The sequence below is a fragment of the Clostridium sp. genome, assembly GCF_029267215.1.
Classification (GTDB): Bacteria; Bacillota; Clostridia; order Clostridiales; family Clostridiaceae; genus Sarcina.
On record NZ_JARIDH010000065.1, the window covers coordinates 1 to 1,808 of the forward strand.

The 1,808-nt window shown below is 33.6% G+C and carries 3 protein-coding genes; all 3 read right to left on the minus strand.

What is annotated here, in order from left to right:
• Positions 1-213 (minus strand): 50S ribosomal protein L4 (gene rplD, locus Q1K13_RS10910; RefSeq protein WP_300350725.1); only part of this gene is annotated, 213 nt, incomplete at its 3' end.
• A gap of 24 nt (positions 214-237) precedes the next feature.
• Positions 238-867, minus strand: coding sequence for a 50S ribosomal protein L3 (rplC, locus tag Q1K13_RS10915; RefSeq protein WP_300350726.1), 630 nt, complete (start codon positions 865-867; stop codon positions 238-240).
• 84 nt (positions 868-951) lie between these two features.
• Entirely contained in the window at positions 952-1,260 is a 309-nt protein-coding gene (gene rpsJ / locus Q1K13_RS10920) for a 30S ribosomal protein S10 (RefSeq protein WP_003479233.1), read from the minus strand.
• Positions 1,261-1,808: the final 548 nt, after the last annotated feature.

The window sequence follows — 1,808 nt, forward strand, 5'->3', positions numbered from 1 at the left end:
ACCTGTTCCTTTTTGTCTCCAAGGCTTGATTCCGCCTCCTCTTACCTCAGATCTTGTTTTAGCTGATTGAGTACCTTGTCTCTTGTTAGCTAATTGAGCTACTACTACTTGGTGTAAAGCATATTTATTAACTTCAACTCCAAATACTTGCTCGTTTAATTGGATATCTCCAATTTGTTGTCCTTCTTTATTAAATAAACCTACTTTAGGCATTACGCTTCCTCCTTTCTACAGAAATTAAGCCTTAACGCTGTTTCTTATAACTACTGTGCCTTTATTTGGACCTGGGATTCCACCCTTAATTAAGATGATGTTCTTTTCAGGCATTATCTTAACCACTTCTAAGTTAAGAACTGTTGTGTTCTTAGCTCCCATATGTCCAGGCATTCTCTTGTTCTTGAAAGTTCTTGATGGGTCTGAAGCAGCTCCCATTGAACCTGGTGCTCTGTGGAATTTAGAACCGTGTGACATTGGTCCTCTACTAGCATTCCATCTTTTAATTGTACCTTGGAATCCCTTACCTTTAGAAACTCCTGATACATCTACTTTATCTCCAATTTCAAATGCGTCAACTTTTATTTCGTCTCCAACATTGTAATTAGCAACATCCTCTAATCTAAACTCTTTTAAAGTTCTTCTTAAAGAAACACCAGCCTTAGCAAAATGTCCTTTTCTTGGTTTGTTAACTAATTTTTCTCTTAATTCACCGAATCCAACTTGTATTGCGTCATATCCATCAGTTTCAACTGTTTTCTTTTGAACAACAACACATGGACCAGCTTCAACTACAGTTACAGGGATTACTCTACCATTCTCATCGAATATTTGAGTCATTCCAACTTTTTTACCTATGATAGCTTTTTTCATGTGGTTACACCTCCTAAACATATTAGCGGATTGCTTCTGCAATCATAACAGTTCAATCTCTTAATTCAATCTTAAATAAACTTATTAAAGTTTTATTTCGATATCAACACCTGCTGGTAAGTTTAATCTCATTAATGCATCAACAGTTTTTGGTGATGGATTAACGATGTCTATTAATCTCTTGTGAGTTCTTACTTCGAACTGCTCTCTTGAGTCTTTGTACTTATGTACAGCTCTTAAGATTGTTATAACATCTTTCTCAGTTGGTAGTGGAACTGGTCCAACAACTTTAGCTCCAGTTGATTTAGCAGTTTCAACTATCTTCTCAGCTGATTGATCTAATATTGTGTGATCAAATGCTTTTAATCTTATTCTTATTTTTTGTTTTGACATTTGGTTTCCCTCCTTTTCATGTACGCTTTACTTCTAACGCACAACAGTAAGCATTGTGTAAACTGTCCCTGGTGTTTCACACTTTAGACATGCACACGTAACCCCTGTCGTCGGATTCTAGATCCTAACATGCTCATCAAGAATTACCCGGAAGTCCGGCAACCTCTTGATTCATCGCTGTTCGCTTTACAACTTCTTCATTATACTATGTATATTATGTTTTTTCAAGTATTTTTTTAGAAGTTTTAACATATACATTTATGTACTATCTTTACCCCAAAACCGTTCAAAAAAATAAAGCACTAATATTAATAATATACTATTTTTTAAACTTTTCAACAAGAATTTTATTCCTAAAAAAATTTTATATTATTATTCTTACCAAAAATATTTTTCCTAAATTATATTATATTTATTTTTTCGCTTAATTGTAAAATGAAATTGAACTAAATAAAAAATCCATGGTGGATTAACCTGTGTTATGATTTAATCGCGAAAAAAAATACAACACACGGAGGATAATTACCATGGACTATCAAAATCATAAC

Bases quoted from the DNA above. Each gene is read 5' to 3' on its own strand.
- rplC (WP_300350726.1), bottom strand. From the start codon at position 867: ATGAAAAAAGCTATCATAGGTAAAAAAGTTGGAATGACTCAAATATTC.
- rpsJ (WP_003479233.1), bottom strand. From the start codon at position 1,260: ATGTCAAAACAAAAAATAAGAATAAGATTAAAAGCATTTGATCACACA.